At 56.5% G+C, this 19,772-nt stretch carries 15 protein-coding genes and 1 pseudogene; 11 read left to right on the forward strand and 5 right to left on the reverse strand.

Annotated features, from left to right (window positions below; genetic code table 11):
• Positions 1-537: 537 nt before the first annotated feature.
• The 5 genes and pseudogenes from istB to CPJ18_RS02775 all read right to left on the reverse strand — a co-directional run bounded on the left by istB (position 538) and on the right by CPJ18_RS02775 (position 8,298).
• Positions 538-1,314, reverse strand: a pseudogene (istB, locus tag CPJ18_RS02755) (IS21-like element helper ATPase IstB).
• Between the two features lie 16 nt (positions 1,315-1,330).
• On the reverse strand, positions 1,331-2,884 hold the full coding sequence (gene istA, locus CPJ18_RS02760; RefSeq protein WP_103656971.1) for an IS21 family transposase: 1,554 nt from the start codon (positions 2,882-2,884) through the stop codon (positions 1,331-1,333).
• A gap of 265 nt (positions 2,885-3,149) precedes the next feature.
• A complete protein-coding gene (locus CPJ18_RS02765) occupies positions 3,150-4,295 on the reverse strand; it encodes an FAD-dependent monooxygenase (RefSeq protein WP_103656972.1) in 1,146 nt (381 codons plus the stop codon).
• A gap of 96 nt (positions 4,296-4,391) precedes the next feature.
• Complete coding sequence (locus tag CPJ18_RS02770) at positions 4,392-7,817, reverse strand: molybdopterin cofactor-binding domain-containing protein (protein ID WP_103656973.1); 3,426 nt, start codon at positions 7,815-7,817, stop codon at positions 4,392-4,394.
• Complete coding sequence (locus CPJ18_RS02775; RefSeq protein ID WP_103656974.1) at positions 7,807-8,298, reverse strand: (2Fe-2S)-binding protein; 492 nt, start codon at positions 8,296-8,298, stop codon at positions 7,807-7,809. The genes CPJ18_RS02770 and CPJ18_RS02775 overlap by 11 nt, the downstream gene beginning before the upstream one ends.
• 255 nt (positions 8,299-8,553) lie before the next feature.
• Here CPJ18_RS02775 and CPJ18_RS02780 point away from each other — a divergent pair, with 255 nt between their 5' ends.
• The 11 genes from CPJ18_RS02780 to CPJ18_RS02830 all read left to right on the forward strand — a co-directional run bounded on the left by CPJ18_RS02780 (position 8,554) and on the right by CPJ18_RS02830 (position 19,707).
• The gene (locus CPJ18_RS02780) at positions 8,554-8,982 is read left to right on the forward strand and encodes a MarR family winged helix-turn-helix transcriptional regulator (protein WP_103656975.1); all 429 of its coding nucleotides are present in this window, start codon (positions 8,554-8,556) and stop codon (positions 8,980-8,982) included.
• Positions 8,983-9,055: 73 nt separating this feature from the next.
• Entirely contained in the window at positions 9,056-9,739 is a 684-nt protein-coding gene (locus CPJ18_RS02785) for a TetR/AcrR family transcriptional regulator (RefSeq protein WP_245445305.1), read from the forward strand.
• Positions 9,740-9,936: 197 nt separating this feature from the next.
• Positions 9,937-10,686 carry a maleate cis-trans isomerase family protein gene (locus tag CPJ18_RS02790; protein WP_478252643.1) on the forward strand — a complete coding sequence of 250 codons (750 nt, stop codon included), beginning with the start codon at positions 9,937-9,939 and terminating at the stop codon, positions 10,684-10,686.
• Positions 10,687-10,696: 10 nt separating this feature from the next.
• Positions 10,697-11,494, forward strand: a complete 798-nt coding sequence (locus tag CPJ18_RS02795) for an alpha/beta fold hydrolase (RefSeq protein ID WP_103656977.1) — start codon at positions 10,697-10,699, stop codon at positions 11,492-11,494.
• A 12-nt stretch (positions 11,495-11,506) separates the two neighbouring features.
• Positions 11,507-12,538 carry a 2,5-dihydroxypyridine 5,6-dioxygenase NicX family protein gene (locus CPJ18_RS02800; protein WP_103656978.1) on the forward strand — a complete coding sequence of 344 codons (1,032 nt, stop codon included), beginning with the start codon at positions 11,507-11,509 and terminating at the stop codon, positions 12,536-12,538.
• A gap of 32 nt (positions 12,539-12,570) precedes the next feature.
• Complete coding sequence (locus tag CPJ18_RS02805; protein WP_103656979.1) at positions 12,571-13,191, forward strand: isochorismatase family protein; 621 nt, start codon at positions 12,571-12,573, stop codon at positions 13,189-13,191.
• 165 nt (positions 13,192-13,356) lie between these two features.
• The gene (locus CPJ18_RS02810) at positions 13,357-14,532 is read left to right on the forward strand and encodes an ABC transporter substrate-binding protein (RefSeq protein ID WP_167397840.1); all 1,176 of its coding nucleotides are present in this window, start codon (positions 13,357-13,359) and stop codon (positions 14,530-14,532) included.
• Between the two features lie 114 nt (positions 14,533-14,646).
• Positions 14,647-16,542: an ABC transporter permease gene (locus CPJ18_RS02815; protein ID WP_103656981.1), complete on the forward strand. Its 1,896-nt coding sequence runs from the start codon at positions 14,647-14,649 to the stop codon at positions 16,540-16,542.
• Positions 16,539-17,315 (forward strand): ABC transporter ATP-binding protein, encoded by a 777-nt coding sequence (locus CPJ18_RS02820; protein WP_103656982.1) that lies wholly within the window; start codon positions 16,539-16,541, stop codon positions 17,313-17,315. The genes CPJ18_RS02815 and CPJ18_RS02820 overlap by 4 nt, the downstream gene beginning before the upstream one ends.
• 3 nt (positions 17,316-17,318) lie before the next feature.
• Entirely contained in the window at positions 17,319-18,020 is a 702-nt protein-coding gene (locus CPJ18_RS02825; protein ID WP_103656983.1) for an ABC transporter ATP-binding protein, read from the forward strand.
• Between the two features lie 112 nt (positions 18,021-18,132).
• A complete protein-coding gene (locus CPJ18_RS02830; protein WP_167397820.1) occupies positions 18,133-19,707 on the forward strand; it encodes a tannase/feruloyl esterase family alpha/beta hydrolase in 1,575 nt (524 codons plus the stop codon).
• The last annotated feature ends 65 nt before the right edge of the window (positions 19,708-19,772 follow it).

The raw sequence follows: 19,772 nt of genomic DNA on the forward strand, positions 1-19,772 counted from the left end.
AACCTAAAAGGATGCCGGCTGGTGGCCCTGGGTCTTGCCGAGCGCAACCGTCTGGATCAGGGCGCGCATGATTGGTATCAGACCACACATGATTGGCATCAGACTACGCTTGACGTGTTCGTCGGAACTGTCGTCGGGTAAAGCCGCCATGCCGGTCCCCAAGTGACTGATGTTTCAACAAACTCAAACATTTTCCGACACATCGTGACACGCTTTGACAAGCGTGTTTCAAACGTCTTGAACTTCTTATCTATCACCGTCGCAACGATATGGATGCGGCGTATGTCGATTAGACTTAAGAGGGAGCCCTCGCGAAACCCAACGGAAAGGGCTGACTGTCGCGTAATTTTATATCATAGTCGGCCATAGTGCAGATATCCGTCGTGTGCGATCCTCGTCCCTTACGTTGTCGGGCAAAATCTCATTGAAAGTGCGTATTTCGGAAGAACGGGACAGTCGTTTCAGTAAATCGCGGACAGTGGTTTCACTAATTCCGGGACAGCATGATGTGGTCGATTTTCGCCTGTCTGGTTGAAGTCATGAGAGATTGATTTCGCCGTTTTCAGCGGCGGTCAAGTGGGATGGTGTTTTTTGCCGTCGCATGCTGTCTCCTTCAAGGGCAATGCGGTGCGCATTGTGGATGATCCGATCGAGGATTGCGTCTGCTATTGTCGGTTCTCCTATCATGTCGTGCTACTGGGCGACGGGAAGCTGCGCGGTGATTAGCGTCGATTTCCGGCGATAGCGTTCCTCGAAGATTTCCAACAAGTCGAGGCGCTGTTGATCGGTGAGCGTGTGGGTTCCCCAGTCGTCGAGGATCAGCAACGGGACGCGGGCGAGTTTATCGACCAGCCGTGGAAAGCGGCTGTCGAGCCTGGCAAGGCCAAGGTCTTCGAACAGACGCGGCATGCGCAGATACAGGATGGAATGATCGAGCCGGGCAGCTTGGCGACCGAAGGCGCAGGCAAGCCAGGTTTTTCCCGTGCCGGTCTGGCCTGTGATGATCATATTCTCATGCGCCTTCAGCCATGCCCCTTGCGCAAGCGACAAAGTGTTGCGGCGGTCGAGACCACGATGAGCGACAAAGTCGATGTTCTCGATGCAGGCATCGGGAAAGCGGAGCTTTGAAGCTGCAAGCCGGTTGGTCAGGCGCTTGTCGGATCGCAGAGCCGTTTCCCGATCAAGCATCAGGCCAAGCCACTCGTCACGGCTGAGATCGCTGCTGTTGTTCTGAGCGGCAAGTTCGCGATAGGCCGTTGCCATTCCGGCAAGGCCAAGGGCCTGCATCTGTTCGAGAGTTGGATGTGTCAGCATGGGTCTTTCCTTTCCTTCACTGGTAATAGGAGCCACCGCGGATGTTGGTGTGCGGCGGGGTGGGTTTTGCCGAATCGATCTGGGGTTTGGTCCGATCGAGACCGGATTTGAGAATGGCGGCGACAGAGGAATAGGTGATGGAGTTTATGACCAGCGCCCGCTCACAAGCCGCTTCCAGGCGATCCGTCTCGTAACGGCGGGCAAGGGACAGAATGCCGAAAGCCGAGCTATATCCCTGTTCGGGATGAGGACGATCGCGCATCACCCGCTCGACCAGAATGGCGGTGTTCACCCCGATCCTTGCGGCCTGGTTCAAAAGCGATGCCGGCGTCGTGTTGGCATAACGCTGGTGGGATTTGGGCATGTGCTCGTTGACCGTGACATGCCCGGATCGCTGAGAACGCCTGATATGGCTGGCAATCCGCTTGTGATCGAGGAATATCTCGACCACCCGATGGGTCAAACGCACATCAACTTGTCGGCCGATCAAGCGATGCGGCACAGAGTAGAATGTCTTGTCGACTTCGACGTGGTAATCGGGATGGACCTTTGCCGATTTCCATTCCGCATAGTCGAATGGCGTCGCTGGCAGCGGCGCAAGCGCCTTTCTCTCCACCTCCTCGAACAGATCTCGGCGCGACTTGCCGATGTGGCGCATCGGGCGGTTGTTCAAGTCGTCAAGCAGAACCGAGATCGCGGCGTTCAGATCGGACAGGCTGAAGAAGCGCCGGTTTCTGAGGCGAGCCAGTATCCAACGCTCGACGATCAGCACGGCGCCTTCGACCTTGGCTTTGTCACGCGGCTTGCGGCTTCTGGTCGGCAGGATGGTCGTATCATAATGTTCGGCCATGGCAGCGAAGGTGGCGTTGAGCGTGGGCTCGAACCACAGAGCCTTGGCGACGCCTGCCTTCAGATTGTCGCACACGATCGCCTTCGGGACGCCGCCGAAGAAGCTCAGTGCGCATCCCTGACCCTCGATCCAGTCCGGCAGTTTTTGGCTGAAGCTGGCATAAGCGAATGTCAGTGACGAGGCGGGAAGCATCGCCACGAAGATTTGCGCAGAGTGGACGACGCCGGTCGAAGGGTCGGTGATGGGGATGGTGTGGCCGGCGTAATCCGTCTGCATCCCCGCGCCCGCCTCATGGCGGTTGCGGAAGGTTGCGTGAGCGCGGCGTTCGAAGGCGGCAAAACGGTCGCAGAACCATGTGTAGCCGTAGCCGTCGGGATGGCTCGCCCTGTATTCCTGCCACAGCAGCGTCAGCGTCACACCCTTGCGCTTCAGCTCGGCAGAAACGGACCGCCAATCCGGCTCGACCAGATCTTGTGGCGGTCGACCAACCCGCCGGAAGAGATGTCGCTCCAGCGCGGCATCGTCATCGAGACCCGCAGGTAACGGCCAGACCGAAAGGCCGGTCTCCTTCGCTCGCAGCAGATACGTCGCCACGGAGGTTTTGCTGATCTTCAGGCGTTCCGAAACGGCGCGAACCGAAAGGCCCTGTTCATGCGTCAGCCGCAGTATCGATCGAATGTCTTTCACTGTCGTTCGTCTCGCTTGCTTCCGTCTTGGCACGGCCCCTCTCAACCGATGATGAGGAGGCAATATGCCAGAACGGCGCTTGCGAAAATCGACCTAAATCTGCGTCCGAGACTGTCCCGGAATTAGCGGAATCGCTGTCCCGTATTTACTGAAATCGCTGTCCGCGAATTACCGGAAGCACTGTCCCGAAATTAGTGAAACACGCAGTGAAAGACTAGTTTGGCAAATCGAACAGCCGAACGCCACGTCCCCGCCTGCTTGCCATCACACAGGCGGGACGACAGGTAACGCCTCTTCTTTAACCCAGCGGGGCTGTCAGCGCATCGTAACCATAGACCCAGGCCGGGTCCTCCGGCTGCTTCAGCCACGTATTGGCGTTGGATATCGTCTGTACGGTCGTCGCGCGCTCACGGCGTGTGGCTTCGTAAATCGCGAAAGCGTCCGTGTAACCGGCAATCCCGCTCTCTTCTAGGCAGCGTGTCAGGATTGCAGCGTCTTCGATGGCCATGCAGGCACCTTGCGCCATGTGCGGGCGCATTGGATGGCAGGCATCACCGAGCATCACCAGACGGCCACGACTCCAGAGGTTGAGCGGATCGCGGTTCCAGAAGGGCCATTTGGTCACTGTTTCCGTGGCATTGATCAGGGCCTGAACAACGGGATGCGATCCTCCGAAGATCGCTTCCATCTCCTCTTGAGAACTGTCAACGAAGCTGGTGTCGTGTTCCCATCCATCTACCGGTACACCGGTGACGTAATAATATTCATCGCCGTTGCCCTTGGTGGCATAGGCCATAATATGGCGCGATGCCTCCCACCACCATTTGACGCAGGTTTCAAATTCGAGACCCGATGCCCGCAGCTTGTCCATATCGACTACGGCTCGGTGGCCGACCCATCCCGAGAAGCGTGGTTTCTCCGGCCCAAGCAGCATTTCTCGGATCATGGAGTTTATACCATCCGCGCCGACCACAAGACCGGCTGAGATCTGGCGTCCATTGTCGAAAGTCAAGAGAACGTCACTGTCACGTTCCTCGATTGCCGTCAGGCGATGATTGAAATGTAAGTGGTCCTTTTCGAGGATGGAGATCTGCTCCGCATGCATGTCTCCTCGGTGGATTGTAATGTAGGAGGCACCGTATTCGCGCCGGCCATAGTCGCCAAGAGGAATACGGGAAAGATATTCGCCGGTATTTCCATCGCGCGAAAACCAGAAGTCAGGGTGCGCACCGATCTCTTCCAGACGCTTCTCCATCCCGATCTTACGGAAGATTTTCATGACATTTGGCCCGATGTGAATGCCCGCACCGATACGGGAAAAGGCAGGTGCCTGCTCGAAGGAGTGAACGTCGAACCCGGCTTGAGATAGAAGGGCCGCCGCCGCAGCACCTCCCAGGCCAGCGCCGATCACAGCGATTTCAACTTTCTCTATGGGAGTGGTCATTGTCTTTCCTTTCGATTTAAATTGTTCGTATACGAACGATTTTTGTGTTGCTTTCTCCATGCCCTTTTGGTCGGGGCCACAGGTTTGCTGGCTGCATCACCAGGTTGGAAGATCGGGGGCGAAGCGCTGGCGCAGATAGCCGGCAAGCGCCTGCCGGTCGTCGGGAGTGAATTCGTCTTTGAATGAGGGCATGTCGCGCAGGTCGAGTTGGTCGGGAGCTTTGAGGCCTTCGTTCAACACCGTGAACAGCGCATCCGGTCGGGGTGCGCGAAGGGCGGCGGACTGTGCAAGCGATGCCCGCGCAGCCGTTGCTGTACCGGGGATGGCCGGTTCATGGCAGACCGCGCAGGCGCTTTCATAGATACGGCTAGCACGACTTGGAGGTAAGTCTGGCGCTGACCTCGGCGTCACGTCGGGTGAATTGGCTGGAGCCTTGATTTGTGCCGCCAGATAATGTGCCATGGCACGAATGTCGTCATCTTGCAGCGTGGTGAGGCTTGCTACCACCTCAGCCATTGGGCCTGATGCGGCGGCATTCTGCGAATGGCCATGCCGCAGATAGTCGAAAAGTGTGTCGGCATTCCAGCCGATGGCATCCGGCTGCGGTCCTGAAAGGGCAGGAGCATACCAGCCCTTGATCATTGCGCCTGTCATCTCAGGCATTTCGGCACCGGCGATATTGCGTGGCGCATGGCATGCGGAGCAGTGACCTGCACCTTCCACCAGATATTTGCCCCGGTTGTAGATGTCGCTCTGTGCCGCATCGGGCTGGAAAGGAGTTGAGTCGTGATAAAGGAAGTTCCAGACGGCGAGTGTAGAACGGATGTTTGCAGGCGCGATCATGCGGGCCTGTGGTGTTTCCTGATGCACGGGCGCGAGTGTCTGAAGATAGGCATAGAGCGACAGCATGTCGTCGCCGGAGATTCGGGCAAAAGACGTATAGGGGAAGGCGGGATAGAGATTATGCCCGTCGCGGCTGATGCCGTGGCGCATGGCGCGTTCGAAGGCTTCGAAGCTCCAGCGACCAAGTCCTGTCTCAGGGTCGGGTGTCAAATTGGTGGAGTAGACGGTGCCGAAGGGAGTATCTATGGCACGGCCGCCTGCGTTTGCAGTTTTGCCATCGGCCGTATGACACGTGGCGCAGTTACCAGTCGCAAAGACCTGTCGGCCTCGCTCAAGTGTGGCCGTGGAGAACACATCGGAAGAGGGTGCATTGGACGGCGCGATGGCACGGTTTACGGAGAGGGAAACGGATCCCAATGTGAGAAGTCCACCAAGGACAGTGCCGAAAGCCAGAACCTTCTTGCGCGCCGCCCAACTCGGCCGTTTCTTCTGTGCTCCGGCCCCTGCCAGCAGTGGCGGTAGTGGTGGCAATCTTAGCGCGGCCAGTTCCGCGCGCATCTTCTCTGGCGTGAAGGGCACTTCGCGCATACGCACGCCTGTTGCGTCGAAGATGGCATTTGCAATTGCCGCTGCGCTAGGTACCGCAGCACTTTCTCCAACCCCAAGCGGTGGGTCTCCGGGGCGCTCGATCAGCATGGTCTGGATATCGGGTACGGACGGAAAGGTCTGGATCGGATAGGCGGCCCAGCTTTGTGGAGTGGGCGATATAGCGTCGAAGGTGACTTCTCCTACCAGCACACGGCTTGCCGTCTGAATGGCATTACCGTGGATTTGTTGGCGCACGCCGTCCGGGTTGATGACAAGCCCCTGGTCCTGCCCGATGAAGATACGTGAGAGTGTGACTTCACCCGTTTCCAGATCAACGGCGACATCCACCACCCAGGCAGCCGACGCCGCCGCCGTGCCGGGAAAGGTGCCGTGAACATAGGTTGCGAAGGCAAAACCTTGTCCAAACGCCATACGGCCTTCGCGGCGCAGGCGGGGGCCGTTGTGCTCGCGCCATCCCGCTTGCTCGGCAGTCCTCCTTACCAGATCGGCCTCGCGGGGATCATCGAGATGACGCAGCCGAAAGGCGACCGGATCTTCTCCGGCCTCAAAGGCCATCTCATCAATGAAGCTTTCGTGTGCGAAGGTGTTTGGCAAGGCGGACACGCCTCGCATCCACGAAGCTCGTACGATGGGTGCCATATCATGCACGGTGATGCGCTTGTTCGGCACACGATAGGGCGGAACGATCGTTCGATCACCCATGTCGGCAGCGCGGGGTTCCGGGCTGATCCTGCCTGTGAGAAGAAGGGCAAGGTTCGGTCCCCGGTTGGATGGATACCAGCTATCGAGTGCATAGGCGTGTAGCGAACCGGATTTCAGTCCGCCATTCACCTCCATCAATTGTGCAGCACCCTTGGGTTCCCAAAGATGCTCTTGCGCCCGCGTCAACTGAACGCGAACTGGCAGGCCGGTCGCGCGTGACAGCAGCAGAGCATCACCGCAGACGTCGTCCGCGCAATTGCGGCCGTAACAGCCGGCGGCCTGAAACCGGCGAATATCGATATTGTCAGACGCAATATCCGCCAGAACAGCAAGGTCTCCCCGCAGCATGTGCGGGTTCTGCGTTCCGGACCACACGATCGGTGCGCCGTCGTTCCAATTGGCAACCGCGCAGGATGGGCCAATCGAGCCATGCTCGTGATAGGGCCACAGATATGTGCGCTTGCGACTGATGTCGCAGTCGTTGATGGCGCGTGTAAAATCACCGGCTCGATCAAGGATACGGGGGGTCGAAGGGTAATCCTTGAGCGCTTGTCGCAGGTTCGACATGTCTGGAATATCGGGTGGCATATGCCACTGCGTCGGTAGGGCTTCGGCAATAGACTGAGCCTGATCGGCGCGTTCTGCAACCACGCCCAGAAAATCTTCATGTCGCACGATTGCGATGAAGCCCGGGAGGTCGCGGACACTCGCCTCATCATAGCTGATGAGACTGTGTCCGATGAAGAATCCACTATCACGCCCGGCATAGGGCGGGCGAATGACGTGACCATGCACCATGCCTGGCACATCTACATCATGAATATAGGGATGGATGCCAAGCAGCTTGTCCGGCAGATCACGTCGGCCCGTCTTTTGTCCGACGATACGATAATCCGTGGGATCCTTGACCTTGGTCGTCCGGTCGAGTTTCAGGAGAACCGTCTCGTTGCCAATCAGTTCGCGGTAATCGCAGGATTTATCGTGCCAGCTCAGGCGACCGTTTTCACTTTTGATGTCATCGGCAGATACGCCGAACCTATGAGCGGCTGCATCGATGAGATAAAGTCGGCCTTGCGCAGCAGCAATGCGTAGCGGGATTGCGGCAACCTGGATCGTTTCGGATGCAATCGTCGCACCCTGATCCGGCGTCAGCGCCGTATCGCCAAGGACCATGCGCACGGCAGAAACTGGGAGATCGAGTTCCTCTGCAACAATTTGCGCAAGAGCTGTCTCGACACCCGTACCGAGATCGACATGGCCGTTATAACCGGTGGCGTGTCCATCATGGTCCAGCCGCAAAAAGACAACCCGCCCCCCAGGAAGTTCGTCATAGACGCAAAGGCCGCCAGTCTGCGGATTAGCCGTCATTCTGGCGCTCCCGCATCAGTTCCGCAGCGCGCTCCACCGACGCAATGATCTCCAGATGGGTGCCGCATCGACACAGATTGTGGCGCAAGGCATTGCGAATATCGTCCCTTGTGGGTGACGAGTTCGTGTTTAAAAGTGCCGTTGCGGTTATAACCATACCGTTCAGGCAGTAGCCGCATTGTGCGCCCTCGCACTCGAGAAAAGCTTGCTGGACAGGGGACATTTTTCCGCTCGTCGGATCGGCCAGCCCTTCGAGTGTTGTGATCTCAAGACCTGCTGTGCGCTTGGCTCGCATCACGCATGATCGTGCTGGCATACCGTCAATAAGAATCGAACATGATCCGCATTGCGCTTTGCCACAGCCATATTTCGGCCCCTTGAGGCCGAGTTGCTCCCTCAAGACATCGAGGAGCGTCCTATCTCCCGTATCTTGAAGATGATGCACGGTTCCGTTCACGGTCAATTCGAGCGTGTTCGTCATGGTTCCCTCTGGGCTTTTTTTGACCCTTGTCGCGAATTCACCAGATAATTCGTTTGTGTGCAAACGATTTTAATGCCAAGGAGCAAGAAAAATGCGCAATTGTCGGGCAATAAATTTTTTGTAGTATTTTTAGGCAATTCTAATGTGTTGTTGACAGGAGGTTGCCTATGCTCTTTCAAAGCACTTCCTGCTTTGACCAGCAGCAACTCTATGCTTCAGTTCGATTGAGACGGATCAGAAGCTTTGGAATACTCGATGAACGATCGGAATGCCCCTTACATACTCGACGAGCAGGTCGGCTTTCTGCTTCGCCTTGCGTCCCAGCGGCACATGGCGCTGTTCGTGGAGCGGACGGCAGGCGGGTTGACGCCGACCCAGTTTTCGACGCTTTACCGCTTGCGTGAATCCTCCGAGGCGATTTCCCAAAATGCCCTTGGTCGTTTGGTGGGTATGGATGCCGCGACGACGAAGGGTGTTGTGGCGCGCTTGCTGGTGCGTGATCTGATTCGTGTCGAAAAGGACACGGAGGACCGGCGTCGCTACACGTTGTTCATCACCGATATCGGTAGCCAGTTGCTCGATGCCGTGCTGCCAGCCGTGCAGGACATAAGCGAGTCGACACTCGCGCCGTTGACGCTTTCGGAGCGCGATCAGTTTCTTAAGATGTTGAAGCAGCTGATTTAAAATTATACAAAAAAATAATTAATACGGTTTGCGTTGCAGTTCTGTAGCGAAAATGCCGGCAGATGAGGATGGCGTGGACAACACTAAAGAAAAAAACCGACGTCCAGGTCGCCCATCGAAAGCCGCTGTGCTTGGTGCGACGCCTGATTTGCGCGACAAGATTCTGGATCATGCCGAACTCGTTTTTGCCGAGATGGGTTTCGAAGGTGCCAATCTTCGTGAGATCGCAGCGCGGGCTGGCGTCAATCAAGGATTGATCCGATATTACTTCGGCGCGAAGGTCGATCTTTTCGATGAATGCTTCAAGCGGCGCGGTAGTCTTTTGGCAGGGTACAGGCATGTCAATCTTGACCGGCTTCTCGAAATGACGGAAACGCCTGGGGTCGAAGATATCATATATGCCTATCTGAAGCCGCAATGGGACATGAAGTATTCCGGTCCGAATGGTGCCGCCTTCGTTGCCATGCAGGCGCGCCTTCACGCTGAGCCTGAGGAGCACGCTCTTCGGTTGCGACGTGAAGTGTACGACGCTTCCGTCAAGCGTTATGTCGTTGCTCTATCCCATGCGCTGCCTGATGTGCCGAAAGACATCATCAGCGTACGGATGGCATTTCTCGTTGGAGCCTATCTTTTTATGCTCAACGATCTGGGCCGGATCGGCGACCTCACCGAGGGCCACCTCATGGCATTCAGCAAGGATGAAATGCTGGAGCAACTCGTCCGCTTTCTCGCAGCGGGGATCCGAGCCCGTACTTGAATGGCCGGGATTTCAAAAATTCCACTGGGCATTATTGGCTGAGGCCATCCTAAAAAACAAAAGAATAGAACGCGTTGCCGCGCTGGATCTGATTGTGCTTTCCTAAGGATTGCCTAATTTTGATGCTTGCCGAAAAAACACGCTTGTAATTCTTCAAATGAATAATTAACCTCCGTTCATAGGCTATGGAGGCTCACATGAAGACTTTTCGGATCGGCCAGATCGTTCCCAGTTCAAACATAACGATGGAAACCGAGATTCCGGCTCTGCTTCGCGCCCGTGAACTGATCTCGCCGGAACGTTTCACCTTTCACTCCTCGCGCATGCGGATGAAGCATGTAACGAAGGAAGAACTCGCTGCCATGGATGCCGATAGTGACCGTTGCGCGCTGGAGCTTTCCGATGCTCGAGTCGATGTCATGGGTTATGCTTGCCTGGTCGCCATCATGGCGATGGGACTGGGATATCACCGTGAAAGCCAGTCACGGCTGCAGGGCCTGACAGTCACGAACGGCAATCCCGCACCGGTTGTCACATCTGCCGGCGCTCTTGTGGATGGGTTGAAGGCGATCGGTGCCAAACGCGTTGCGCTCGTAGCCCCCTATATGAAGCCACTGACAGAATTGGTTGTTGCATACATTCGTAACGAGGGCATCGAAGTCTCCGACTGGCGGGCGCTGGAGATCCCCGACAATCTGGCGGTGGCGGCTCACGATCCCATGAACCTTCCCAATATCGTCAAGGGAATGAAGACGGACGACGTCGATGCAGTCGTGCTTTCTGCCTGCGTACAGATGCCCTCATTGTCGGCCGTTCCCATGGCAGAGGCGATTACGGGCAAGCCTGTGTTGACTGCGGCGATTGCCACAACTTGGCAGATGTTGAACGCACTTAATCTCAATACTCGCGTACCCGGCGGCGGCACCCTGCTGTCCGGCGTTTATTGAGGTGGAGCATATGACCAGAGGATATAACGTCAACGCAAATGGCATTCGCCATCATCTTCTTCATTTTTCAGGGGATGGGCCACCAATGCTGCTGGTGCCGGGCATAACATCGCCCGCCATCACCTGGGGCTTCGTTGCTGAACGGCTGAGTGATGCCTTTGACGTGCACGTACTGGACGTGCGCGGCCGCGGTTTAAGTCAAGCGGGCGATCTCGATTACTCGCTGGATGCTATGGCGGCAGATGTCGTGGCGCTCGTAGCGGCCACCGGCATCGAAAAACCGGTCATCCTTGGCCATTCGATGGGCGCACGCACGGCCATTCGCGCCGCGCGGCTGGCACCGGATGCCTTTTCGGGCCTCGTTCTCGTTGATCCTCCCGTTTCTGGGCCGGGACGACGTGCTTATCCATCTGCCTGGACCTGGTACGAGGATTCCATCCTGATGGCGCAGAAAGGGTGTTCAGGAGAAGACATGCGTCGCTTCTGTCCCTCATGGACCGATGAGCAGAATGCATTACGGGCCGAGTGGCTTCACACCTGCGAGCTGGATGCAATCCGCACGGCATTTGACGGGTTCCACACCGACGATATCCATGCCGATCTGCCCCATATTGCCTTGCCGATACGGCTTGTCGTCGCAGGCGGTGCAGCCGTGATCGGCCCGGAGGATATCGAGGAGATCAAGACCCTTGCACCAGCCGTCGAGGTACGAATCGTCGAAAAGGCGGGCCATATGATCCCTTGGGATGACCTGGACGGTTTTCTTGCCGCTAGTTTGGATTTTCTGCCGGCCCTACCTGCCAATTGAAAGGATATTGATATGGACCACGCGAGCTTCACAGAAATTTGCCTGCACCAGCTGAAAATGTCCGGCGTGCACGAAGGTGAGAAGCTGATCGTTCTGACGGAGGGCAACAACCGCCTGGATTACGCTGATGCCTTCATGGCGGCTGGCCAGCGGCTCGGTGCGCTGATGTACCATATGCGATTGCCCACCCCTTTGCCGACGGGCGGCTGGAATGTCGGCGTTACCGGTCTGGCTGCCATGCCGGATGCTGTCGAGGCATTGAAGGCCTGCGATATGCTGATCGACTGCATCTTTCTGTTGTTCTCGCCGGAGCAGATGGCCATTCAGGCCGCAGGCACACGCATCCTGACAGCTGTCGAGCCGCCGGAACTGTTGGCGCGCATGCTGCCAACTAAGGAAATCCGCGAAAAGGTCGAAATCGGCGGCGAGATGCTCGCCAAGGCAAAGGTCATGCGCATCACCTCGCCGCATGGAACCGACGTGATCTACAAGCTCAATACCTATCCGACCGTGACGGAATATGCCTGCACGGATGAGCCAGGCCGTTGGGATCATTGGCCGTCAGGCTTCGTCTTCACCGGCGGCGACGATGACGGTGTCGATGGTCAGATCGTGGTGGCACCTGGCGATATTCTGCTGCCGCAGAACATCTATGTCCGCGAACCGATCATTTACACGATCGAAAAAGGCTGGGTCACCGATATTCGTGGCGGGCTCGATGCGGAACTGGTCAAATCCTACATGGAAGACTTCAACGACCCGCGCGGCATGGGTATGAGCCATGTCGGCTGGGGCATGAACCCGCACGCCAAGTGGCACAATCTTGTTCCTGGCGCATTCTCTGGCGGCATGGGCATGGAGCCGCGCAGTTTCTATGGCAACGTCATGTTCTCGACCGGCCCCAACAATGAACTCGGTGGCCCCAATGATACGCCGTGCCACCTCGATATTCCCATGCGCGGATGCTCGCTGTTTCTCGATGACGAACCTGTCGTCATCGATGGCGACATCGTGGTGAAAGAAATTCAGATGGCTCGGTCTTAAGCGCCACTCTTTGCGGCGGGAAGGAAGAAAACATGTCGCAGCAGGAAATCTACCAGACAGCTGGCTTCGGGCAACCCGTTCCACGCGGAACACGCCCCGGGATTGTCGTCGTCGATTTTACCTACGGGTTTACTGACACGGTCTATCCGACAGCCGCGGATATGACACAGGCAATCGCCGCAACTCGGCGGCTGACCGACCTCGCCCGATCTAAAGGTATACCGGTCATCTACACGGCCATCGCCTATCATTCTGGCGACGTTAAAATGCTGCCATGGCTTCGAAAGGCAACGGGTATGGCGGCCTTGATCGAGGGCAGTCGTCTGGTTGAAATCGACGCCGACACCGGCATTCAACCCGACGATCCGGTGATCTTCAAGAAAGGGGCGTCTGCTTTTCACGGAACGGCGCTCGCTGCACTTCTCGCCGGAGCCGGTGTCGATACACTGATCGTCACAGGTGCGACGACATCCGGCTGCGTGCGTGCAACAGTCGTCGATGCCGTCCAGTCCGGCTTCAATGTCCTTGTTCCCGCTGACTGTTGTGCCGACAGGGCCAAGGCCCCGCATGATGCCAATCTCTACGACATGCATCAAAAATATGCCGACGTTACAGACGCCGCCGATATCGAACAGTGGCTTGCGTCACTTTGATCTGTAGATCTTAGCCTGTCCTCAAAGGTGCAGGCAACGCCTGCTCTGTCGGGTCTTTCGCCATAGTGCATGACCGCAGTGTCTAACCTTCAAATCAGCAGAAAAATTATAAAAAAGCCGCCTTGAAGCGGCAAACTCCAGAGGAACGGAACCATGAAAACACTTATGAGAATTTCCGGGATGATGCTCGCTCTGTCTTGGGCGGGGCATAGCATGGCAGACGAAATCAAGATTGGTGAAATCAACAGCTATTCCAGCCTTCCCGCGTTCACCGAACCCTACAGGAAGGGTTGGGAAATGGCGGTCGATGAAATCAACGCCGCTGGCGGCATCAAAGGTAGCAAACTCGTGGTCGTCTCAAAGGACGATGGCGGCAAGCCGGGCGAGGCTTTGACAGCCGCCAACGAACTGGTGTCGAAAGAAGGCGTCGTCATGGTAACCGGCTCGTTCTTTTCGAATGTCGGCCTTGCCGTGGCGGATTTTGCCAAGCAGAAAAAGGTCTTTTATCTCGCCGGTGAGCCTCTGACGGATGCCATGGTCTGGTCGAAGGGTAACGACTACACCTTCCGCCTTCGCCCGTCCAACTATGTGCAGGCAGCAATACTCGCACAGGAAGCAGCCAAATTGCCGGCAAAGCGCTGGGCAACCATTGCGCCGAATTATGAGTATGGCCAGAGCGCCGTTGCCGTCTTCAAGGAGCTTTTGCTAAAGGCCCGCCCGGATGTGGAGTTCGTAGCCGAGCAGTGGCCGCCCCAGGGCAAGATCGATGCGGGTTCCGTGTCTCAGGCCATAGAAGCATCGAAGCCGGAAGCCATTCTCAACGTCACCTTCGGTGCCGATCTGGTGAAGCTGGTGCGTGAGGGGACAACCCGTGAGCTGTTCAAGGACCGCTCTGTCGTGTCTTTCCTCACCGGAGAGCCAGAATATCTTGATCCGCTTCAGGCGGATGCCCCGCAGGGCTGGATTGTAACCGGCTACCCTTGGTCATCGATTGATACAGCAGACCATAAGAAATTCCTCGATGCCTATCAGGCCCGTTACAATGACTATCCACGTCTCGGATCGGTCGTCGGTTATTCCCTGATCAAGGCCGCAGCCGCTATCCTGGAACGCAGCCAGTCGACCGATGTCAAAGACCTGATCACCGCCGCAAAAGGCGTAACGTTTGATACCCCGTTCGGCCAGTCATCTTTCCGGGCCGCTGACCATCAATCCACTCTGGGTGCTTATGTCGGCAAAACGGCACTGAAGGATGGAAAAGGCGTCATGGTCGATTTCAAGTATCAAAGCGGTAGCGACTTCCTACCAACTGAAGCCGAAGCTGCCAAGCTTCGCCCCTGAAACAGATGAGGGCGACGCGGCAGGATTGCGTGTTGCCTTCCCTGCCGCGGCTTATATCGCCACGTAACAACTGCATGTTCTTCTGCGTGAATGCTGGAGAACAAGGGGATATCAATGGAACTCTATGTTGTCCAATTTTTGACGGGCTTGGCAAATGCTGCCTCGCTGTTTCTCGTCGCCTCCGGTCTTTCCCTGATTTTCGGGGTTACGCGCATCGTCAATTTCGCCCATGGCGCATTCTATATGCTGGGTGCCTATATCGCTTACAGCCTGACGGTGCGGTGGCAGACACCGCTTGGTTTTTGGGCGGCACTTCTCGTTTCGTCGGTGGCCGTCGCGGTTGTCGGCGTCATTATCGAAACCCTGCTTCTTCGCCGCATCTACCATGCGCCGGAACTTCTCCAGCTTCTGGCGACCTTCGGGGTGACGTTGATTGCTGAGGATGCGGTAAGGCTGATCTGGGGACCGGAAGATCTGGTGGGGCCACGTGCGCCTGGCCTATCCGGTGCCGTCTCCATCCTCGGTCGCGCAATGCCAGTCTATGATTTCGTCCTCATTGCTTTGGGGCCTGTTGTATTTGGTCTGATCTGGCTGCTGCTGCACCGCTCGCGCTGGGGACTGCTGGTGCGGGCCGCCACGCAGGACCGTGAAATGGTCAATGCGCTCGGCGTCAATCAGAAGTGGTTGTTTACCGGCGTGTTCGCGCTTGGTGTCTTTTTGGCCGCGTTTGGGGGAGGGCTGCAAATCCCGCGTGACGCGGTGACGCATTTCATGGATCTCTCCATCATCACAGAGGTTTTCGTCATCGTGGTGATTGGCGGTCTTGGCAGCATCGGCGGAGCATTTCTGGCCGCCATCATCGTCTCGCAGCTCAATGCATTCGGCATTCTCATTCTGCCGGGTATCTCGCTGGTTCTGATGTTTGCCGTCATGGCCATCGTGCTGGTGCTGCGTCCCTGGGGACTGTTGGGTAAGCCGGTTGTTCGCTCCCGCAGCCCGGCCGCGCCGCAGGGCGGTGCCTGGCGGCCTTTTGGAGCCAAGGGCCGTATCAGCTGTGCCATCGCATCTGTCATGGCGATGCTGTTGCCTTTCATTCTGGGTGATTACGGTATCAGCGTCGCATCTGAAGTGATGATCGCGATCATCTTCGCCATCAGCCTGCAATTTCTGATGTCGGTCGGAGGTCTTGATTCCTTTGGCCAAGCTGCAAACCTCGGGCTCGGTGCCTATGGCGCTGCGATGTGCGTTCAGTATTACGGTATCTCCATGGAACTGGCTTTGATCGTCGGGCCGCTGATTGCCGCAGCTTTTGCTATCGTCGCAGGGTGGTTCTGCGTCCGGCTGTCCAATATCTATTTCGCCATGTTGACGCTCGCCTATGCGCAGATCCTCTGGTCCGTCGTCTTCCAGTGGGTCGATGTGACCGGCGGTGACAATGGCATCGTTGGAGTCTGGCCATCCGAGTGGGCCTCAAGCCCCGAAGCCTTTTACTGGCTAACCGCAGCCTGCGCGGTGGGTGTCGTTTGTGCCATGCGGTATCTGACGTTCTCACCTTTCGGCTACAGCCTTCGAGCTCTGCGCGATTCTCCCATGCGTTCGGCAACGATCGGCATTTCCCAGCGGCATGTGCAGCACGTAGCATTCGTCGTCAGCGCTTTTTTCGCAGGGCTGGCCGGTGTGCTGTTTGCATTCCAGAAAGGCAGCATCTTTCCCGATGCGCTTGGAATATCGACCTCTGTCGATGGCCTGATCATGGTTCTGCTGGGTGGCTTCAACACCATATCGGGCAGTGTGGTCGGAGCCGTCGTCTACAAGGTGGCGTCCATCTGGCTCATGAGCAACACCGACTTTCCTCGCTTAATCCTGGGCAGTGTCATCGTGCTTCTCGTGGTCCTTTTCCCGCAGGGCATAGTCGGTTCGACCCAACGCTTACTTGAAAGCTGGCAAAACAGAAGACGACAATCCACGACCCTTGCCGCTGCACCGGCAGAAAATGGCGGTGCAGCATGACGGATGCTTTGCTGAAGGTTGAAAACCTCTCCAAAAGTTATCAGGGCGTCAAGGCTGTCCAGGGCGTATCGCTTGTTGTTGCCCCGGGTGAACTGCTGGCCATGATCGGACCGAACGGAGCAGGAAAGAGCAGTTGCTTCAACATGCTGAATGGGCAAATCCGTCCGGATGAAGGGCGCATTGTCATCTGTGGCAAGGACACGACCGGCTTTTCTCCAGAGCGGATTTCCCGGCTTGGGGTCGGTCGAACCTTCCAGGTCGCGGAGACATTTCTGTCCATGACCGTTCGCGAGAACGTTCAGTTGGCCGTCCAATGCGCACGATTCAACCCTTTGTCGCTTTCCGCGTTCTTCGGCAATCTCGGGCGCAATTTCCGCGCAGAGGCTGATGATCTGCTCGAACTGATTGGATTGAAAGAGCAGGCCGGACGATCCTGCCGGGAGCTCCCCTATGGTGATATCAAGCGGCTGGAACTGGCGATTGCGCTGGCAGGAAATCCGAAATTGCTTCTGATGGACGAGCCCGCTGCCGGCATGGCCACCAGAGAACGCAAGCTGTTGATGCAATTGACGTCACGCATCGCCAAGGAGCGGCAATTGGCTGTTCTGTTTACTGAGCACGATATGGATATCGTTTTCGACTATGCGGATCGGATCATCGTCCTTAACCGCGGCCAACTGGTCGCAGAGGGATCGCCTGCGCAAGTGCGAGCCAATGAAGATGTCCAGGCGATTTATCTGGGCTCCGGTGCTCTCTACAAACAGGAACACTAAGACATGCTGGAAGTTGCAAAGCTGAATAGCTGGTATGGCCCTGCCCATATTCTGTTCGATGTCAGCCTGAAGGTGGTGGCTGGAGAAGTCGTGGCGTTGTTGGGTCGCAATGGTGCCGGCAAATCCACAACGATGAAATCGATCGTCGGGCTTGTGAACCGTCGTGAGGGCAAGCTGATATTCAGGAATGAGGATATTTCGAATCTCGCGCCTTTCGAAATTGTCCGCAAGGGTCTCGGCTATGTGCCGGAGGATCGGCGCATCTTCACGGAATTGACCGTCGAGGAGAATCTTGAAGTCGGTCGTCAATCAAAGCGCGAAGGAAGTGCTGCCTGGTCGCCGGAACGGATTTACGAGATATTTCCCAATCTCGCTGAAATGCGCAAAAGACCGGCTGGACGAATGAGTGGCGGCGAGCAGCAGATGTTGACAATCGGCAGAACCTTGATGGGCAATCCCTACCTGGTTTTGCTCGACGAACCGTCCGAAGGGATCGCGCCAAAGATTGTCGAGCAAATGGCGGAAGCAATCGTCCTTTTGAAACGCGAAGGTGTCTCCGTATTGCTGTCAGAGCAAAACCTGCATTTTGCGCGGTTGATCAGCGATCGCTGCTACATTCTCGAAAAAGGCGTTACCCAGTTTTCAGGCACCGTAGCTGAATTGGATAACCGTTCCGACCTCAAGGAGGCCTACCTCGCCCTTTGAAGAGGCCAGCCGGAAACCCTGCTCCTAATTGTTACGAAAGAAAGGGATTGATATGAAAAATTACAGCATGTTTTCGATATTAGCGACTCTTATACTTTCCGGGATCTCTTCCATGAATGCGGCCAACGCCGCGCCGTCGACAGATTTTGCAGCGCGTTGTTTGGCTTTAAAAGGTGCCACTGTTGAAGGCGGCGTCGTTACTCTGGCCGAGGCAACGCAGGCCAGTGCCCTTCCTGTCACGGAGAAATCCGTGCCAGATCACTGTCTGGTGCGCGGGGCGATGAACCAGCGCACAGGAATCGATGGACAGCCCTATGCCTTGCAGTTTGAGCTTCGTCTTCCGGTCGAGTGGAACAAGCGATTTTATTATCAGGGCGGCAGTGGTGTTGACGGCATCTTGTTTCCGGCATTGGGCACCTATAGCGGAGGTGGCAACCTTCGCAATGCCCTTCTGGACGGGTACACCGTCGTCACAACGGACTCGGGCCATCAGGAGGTCGCAAACAAGCCGAATGGCCGCTTCTCGTTCGGCGCAGACCCGCAAGCAAGACTCGAATATGGCAACATGCAGGTTCCGCAGGTGACCGCCGCGGCAAAGACGCTCATCCGCGGTTTTTATGGCGAGTTGCCGCAATACTCCTATTTTTACGGTTCATCCAATGGTGGCCGCCAAGCGATGATTGCTGCGCAGCAGTATCCCGATCTATTCGATGGCGTATTGGCCAGCGCCCCCGGATTTCGGCTTGCACAAGCCTCCATTCAGGCCCTCTATCAGGCCAAGATTGCAGCAAAAATTGCTCCAAAGGGACCAGATGGTCGCCCCGATATCAAGAAGACTTTGACGGACAGTGAAAAGGCTATCGTGGTCAAAAAAATCCTCGATGCCTGTGACGCGCTGGATGGAGCGAGTGACGGGATGGTCAGCCGGATCAGCGCCTGTCATCCCGATCCTGCCGAATGGACGTGCAAGGCGGGTGAGACAACAGATTGTCTGCAGCCGGAAAAAGCATCCTACATCAAGGCGCTGTTTGCCGGAGCCTATACGAGTGATGGCCGCGCCATTTATTCAAAATGGCCGTTCGACCCCGGCATGGTGGAGCAGACAAGCAATTCTTTCTATTTCCTTTTCGCTGGAGAAGCCTCGCATATTTACACCACCCCTCCGACGATCACCGAGGATATCGCCGGTTATGGTCTATCGGCTGATATCGATAGGGAATTTGCAAAGATCTCGGCAACGGATGGAGTGTTCACGGTGCCTGGAACCAAATTTACCAATGCCGAGTCTCCCGACATGGATGCGTTTCGGGCAAAGGGTGGCAAGCTTATCATCTTCAACGGTACCGCAGACCTCGCATTCTCGGTCTATGATGTCGCTGACTATTACAAAAAAGTTGAAGAGAGATACGGCGCAGATGGTGCTCGCCAGTTCGCTAGAGTGTTCTTCGTACCGGGTATGGCTCATACCCGTGGCGGAGCCTACGGCACAGATCAGTTCAACGCTTTCGGTGCTTTGACCGAGTGGGTCGAAAAAGGCGTTGCGCCCACACGGCTGACCGCAACGGCGCGTGCCGATGCTGGTGTAAAGTGGCCAGGCAGAACACGTCCGATCTGCCTTTATCCAGCGGAAGCGGTTTATGATGGACATGGCGATATCGAAAAAGCTGAGAGCTTCGTATGCCAGTAATAAGGCGGCTTCGAGGTATCGACAGGTTTCGGAATGAAGCTGGCTGAATAATGCCTCATGCGAAC

The sequence above is a fragment of the Agrobacterium rosae genome, from assembly GCF_002915175.1.
Classification (GTDB): domain Bacteria; phylum Pseudomonadota; class Alphaproteobacteria; order Rhizobiales; family Rhizobiaceae; genus Agrobacterium; species Agrobacterium rosae.

Bases quoted from the DNA above. Each gene is read 5' to 3' on its own strand.
- CPJ18_RS02765 (WP_103656972.1), bottom strand. From the start codon at position 4,295: ATGACCACTCCCATAGAGAAAGTTGAAATCGCTGTGATCGGCGCTGGC.
- CPJ18_RS02770 (WP_103656973.1), bottom strand. From the start codon at position 7,817: ATGACGGCTAATCCGCAGACTGGCGGCCTTTGCGTCTATGACGAACTT.
- CPJ18_RS02775 (WP_103656974.1), bottom strand. From the start codon at position 8,298: ATGACGAACACGCTCGAATTGACCGTGAACGGAACCGTGCATCATCTT.
- CPJ18_RS02780 (WP_103656975.1), top strand. From the start codon at position 8,554: ATGAACGATCGGAATGCCCCTTACATACTCGACGAGCAGGTCGGCTTT.
- CPJ18_RS02790 (WP_478252643.1), top strand. From the start codon at position 9,937: ATGAAGACTTTTCGGATCGGCCAGATCGTTCCCAGTTCAAACATAACG.
- CPJ18_RS02795 (WP_103656977.1), top strand. From the start codon at position 10,697: ATGACCAGAGGATATAACGTCAACGCAAATGGCATTCGCCATCATCTT.
- CPJ18_RS02800 (WP_103656978.1), top strand. From the start codon at position 11,507: ATGGACCACGCGAGCTTCACAGAAATTTGCCTGCACCAGCTGAAAATG.
- CPJ18_RS02805 (WP_103656979.1), top strand. From the start codon at position 12,571: ATGTCGCAGCAGGAAATCTACCAGACAGCTGGCTTCGGGCAACCCGTT.
- CPJ18_RS02810 (WP_167397840.1), top strand. From the start codon at position 13,357: ATGAGAATTTCCGGGATGATGCTCGCTCTGTCTTGGGCGGGGCATAGC.
- CPJ18_RS02815 (WP_103656981.1), top strand. From the start codon at position 14,647: ATGGAACTCTATGTTGTCCAATTTTTGACGGGCTTGGCAAATGCTGCC.
- CPJ18_RS02820 (WP_103656982.1), top strand. From the start codon at position 16,539: ATGACGGATGCTTTGCTGAAGGTTGAAAACCTCTCCAAAAGTTATCAG.
- CPJ18_RS02825 (WP_103656983.1), top strand. From the start codon at position 17,319: ATGCTGGAAGTTGCAAAGCTGAATAGCTGGTATGGCCCTGCCCATATT.
- CPJ18_RS02830 (WP_167397820.1), top strand. From the start codon at position 18,133: ATGAATGCGGCCAACGCCGCGCCGTCGACAGATTTTGCAGCGCGTTGT.